This window comes from Photorhabdus sp. CRCIA-P01 (assembly GCF_003545805.1).
In the GTDB taxonomy this organism is placed as follows: domain Bacteria; phylum Pseudomonadota; class Gammaproteobacteria; order Enterobacterales; family Enterobacteriaceae; genus Photorhabdus; species Photorhabdus antumapuensis.
This window is the reverse complement of sequence record NZ_NMQR01000114.1, coordinates 1-3858: the sequence shown is the minus strand read 5'-3', so window position 1 is coordinate 3858 and position 3858 is coordinate 1. Positions and strand designations below refer to the sequence as shown.

Sequence of the window (3858 nt, the reverse complement as noted above, 5' to 3'; positions counted from 1 at the left end):
ACCTGCCGCTAAAATTTCCTCCGTATGAGTACCGTTAATTTTCCGCTTCCCTTTCCTTATTGTCTTGACCCGCATAGCTAATAACATCCCTTCCATTCCACCAATACGATCCAGCATATTGTCTTTCTCTTTAAGATCATTCAGTATTTCAATACTGAAATTAAAATGGTTACTTTCATTTCCCTGATAGACAAAGGTTATATTCTCTTTCTCATTACTACTACCAGTAATAAATCCGTCCGGGATACAGGTTCCTGCCATTGTGGGGATTTCTGTATCCTTTCTGCCGCTGATTCTGGGGAGAAGTCTGTTCATTTTCTCCAAGGTTTGATAAAGCATTTTATATTCTCTTTCTGTCAGTCCAGCTTTTATAGAAAGGTCTCTTGAATAGCTATATTTATCATCTGATATTTCTGTAAATGGCATTTCTATAATAAAAGCAACGCCATTATTGTATAAATGCGCCTCCAATACTCGTGAAAAACCAGGTTCACTAACATTATTATTTCTGTCAAAAATTACACCATGCAGTTTCCCCTGGAGGCGATAGACTTTTTTCAAAAAGGGCATATCTTTCGGATTGACAGTTTTAGTCGTCTTTAATTCCTGCTCCCTTAATTGTATCCGCTGTTCAAAGGCAGGCAGATATAAACGCTTGGTTTCTATTTTTGCATCACCAATAAATATCCCATCATGGAGGATATTGCCAAATGCTACGGGGATATCAATCAGATAACGGCCCACACAACGGGTTTGCATATTTGCTAACAGTTCGGTCGTCATTCGCTTTTCCTTCTCAGTTAAAATAGGGTGATGATAAGGGGCAGGAAAATACCACCACAGAATATAGGTAACCACTAAAATAAATAAGGCATTCTTCTTATTCAATTTTCACCCCCTGAACCATCTTCACAATTGCACGCAGGGTAAATAACCGGGCTTTGCTATCTTTAGTTTCTTTATCCTCTTTATACGCCCCTTCGTGATCCACCTCCGTTGCCAGCAGGCTACGTAAACTTCTGGCTTTAATACGACCCGCCTGTACCGGCACTGTACCATCCCCTTTCTCATTTGGTGATGCCAGTACAAAATATTTTTCTTTATAATCCCACGATGAAGGTCCAACAAGAAAACGAACCGTACGAGTTACACCGACTTCCTGATTAGCAGGATCATATAGCGGCTGATTAAATGTCATGCCGGAATAATCCTCCTGCTTTTCTAAAAGATTATCATAGCTATAACTAGAATAATGACGATGCCCCTTTTGCCAGGAAATAATCCCATACGATGGATGTTTCTCACTGGTACCATAAAAGGCATAGGTATTAGGATGGTATTTACCAGCTAACTCTTCAATAAATGGACTAACTGTATTCCTTATCAAACTCGAATACTCACTCCAACTTTCATTATCTTTCCATTTATCTTCTTTATCCGGGTTTAAAAACCGGGTTTCACATAATCCCCACCAGCGATCCTTTTCCAGATAGATTTCCTCATAAGGGTCTGACTCCGGTAGCTTATGTGTGATTTTACCATCGGCGATATGTAACCAGCCTTTACCATATGCCTTTCCCGGCAACAGTTGTAAAGGACCGGGCGACTGGGCCATCACAGCGGTCATCTCCGCGCCATTACTGCCGACAACCAGCCCTGTCATACCATCTTCACCGGTTTTCATCCTTTTATAAGTTGTTGGAGCACCGGTATCCGGCATCACGCCGTGCACAATCCCTAAAATTTTATCCCGACCGTTCAGTTTTTCCGAATAATGGCGGGCAACCAACCCGCCCATAGAGTGAGTGACTAAAATTACCTGCTTGGTTGCACAGCGTTTACCATAGAAGGCTAAAACCTTATCAACATATCCCGCCAACCTCTTCGCCGAATCCGCATTGGATTGCAGCCAGTTATAGCCCATCACATTCACCGGATACATAAAGCGATAACTGTGTTTAACCTCCTCCGGTGTCAGCGGCTCTTCACCCCGCTCCGCATTCAGATCCATCTCGATCATTTGTTGCCGGAGCGTTTTTCTCCCCTTACCTTCTATGCAATATTCAAACACCTGGCGCTCATCATCCAACACATCCTGAAGCCAGGGCAAAAAATCCCCATAACTCATATGTGCCACTTCTCCCCAACCCCGCTGCCGACAACTGGGAAATTTATTCTTTTCGGTGTGGTCAGGCGTAATATCCCCAGAGCCATCAACTTCTGTTTTGCCGGGATCTAATGTTTTTTTCCTGTAAGAAGCGCCTTTAAGCCCCCAAAGTAAAACCTCTGGGCTATATATCGCGTTTAACCGCCAGACTGACTTACCCTCTGTCGATTTTAAGTTACTCCCCATCACCCCCGGCAGGAAAATCACCGGGATGACTTTAGTCGCATATTTCAGACAGGTCGCCACCAGGTTTTCTTCAATTCTGGCATTGGGCACGTTGTAATACGGAAGGCCGTATTCATCATATTCAGGATGAATATAAATTTCATTTTCAGTGGACTCGCTCATCATTTACTCCTCATCTTTTATTTTCAATTTGCCTATTTCTACCCCCGTCTGCTTTTGCAGAGGGCTTTTTCCATCCTGAGCAGTGGACAATAAACGGTTTCCCGCATCATCTGCCTGTAACAACATTTTCTGACTGGCTAATGGCGTAATGTCACAGGCACTCGCGGCCTTCGGTGTCACGGCATAATTAGCCGTTTGCCATTGTTGTACAGCCAGACTGACACTCTGCCCGCCAAACTTTTGCCACACCGCGCCCCGCTGGATAATGTGATCCGGCGCGCCACTTTCCACCTGACCCTTGCCAATACGGATATAACCGCCCCCACAGGCCAGCAGGATCTCTTTTCACGATTAAACCGAAAACACTTATTTATTTCCATCCGTTCACCCATATAAATTTGACCATATCATTATAAAAACAAGAGAGCTACTCATTAACAATGCAACAAAAATCAAGAGTAACGCCCGCGTGTATTTCTTTTGTTTAATGCATTTAATTATCCGATAAATAACCAACGCATCAAGAACTGTAATAACCGGCCAAGTGTAATATAATAAGAAAACGGAGGCGAATAAGGCCGCATCCCAATAGTCAAGTTGAATCATATTATTCCCCTCATCAGTGAGTTATTTTTAAAATTATCGACCTCTCACAAAGAGAGAAACCTCAACAATAAATAAAACCAATAATCCCTTTTTATATTCAATTTTCATTGTCTGAATAATTATGAAAACTGAATATAAAAACGCATTGATTTTTATTATCCTATCCTAATTTTTTACCCTTATATCCCTATAAGGGAGTTAATTTAAAGCGTATTTTCATCGCTCGCCGAAAGCACCCGGTCTTTTACGAAAGGTCTTCGTTACCGCATCCCAAAATGCTACCAGTTCACTTTCACTATATGGCGTTGGCGATTCCCGATCATTCTTCAACTCAATACTAACAAAGGGATTTTTATAATCTCCTAATGTTTCATTGGCAATTAAATTAAACATGTACCGGGGGATCTTCGTTTCAGGTTCCGATAACATCCCTTCCGAACCTGCCGCTAAAATTTCCTCCGTATGAGTACCGTTAATTTTCCGCTTCCCTTTCCTTATTGTCTTGACCCGCATAGCTAATAACATCCCTTCCATTCCACCAATACGATCCAGCATATTGTCTTTCTCTTTAAGATCATTCAGTATTTCAATACTGAAATTAAAATGGTTACTTTCATTTCCCTGATAGACAAAGGTTATATTCTCTTTCTCATTACTACTACCAGTAATAAATCCGTCCGGGATACAGGTTCCTGCCATTGTGGGGATTTCTGTATCCTTTCTGCCGCTGATTCTGG

Annotated in this window: 4 protein-coding genes; all 4 read right to left on the bottom strand. The window is 41.9% G+C overall.

Annotated elements, in window-relative coordinates:
* The coding region (locus tag D3222_RS23840) for a T6SS immunity protein Tli4 family protein (protein ID WP_118988276.1) at positions 1-888 on the bottom strand (888 nt) is incomplete at its 3' end.
* Entirely contained in the window at positions 881-2515 is a 1635-nt protein-coding gene (locus D3222_RS23835; RefSeq protein ID WP_118988275.1) for an esterase/lipase family protein, read from the bottom strand. The genes D3222_RS23835 and D3222_RS23840, both read right to left, overlap by 8 nt.
* A gap of 3 nt (positions 2516-2518) precedes the next feature.
* Positions 2519-2806 carry a hypothetical protein gene (locus D3222_RS23830; RefSeq protein WP_118988274.1) on the bottom strand — a complete coding sequence of 96 codons (288 nt, stop codon included), beginning with the start codon at positions 2804-2806 and terminating at the stop codon, positions 2519-2521.
* 531 nt (positions 2807-3337) lie between these two features.
* A partial coding sequence (locus tag D3222_RS23820; RefSeq protein ID WP_255417070.1) for a T6SS immunity protein Tli4 family protein occupies positions 3338-3858 on the bottom strand: 521 nt, incomplete at its 5' end.

Coding starts and splice junctions, on each gene's coding strand:
- D3222_RS23835 (WP_118988275.1), bottom strand. CDS start 2,515: ATGAGCGAGTCCACTGAAAATGAAATTTATATTCATCCTGAATATGAT.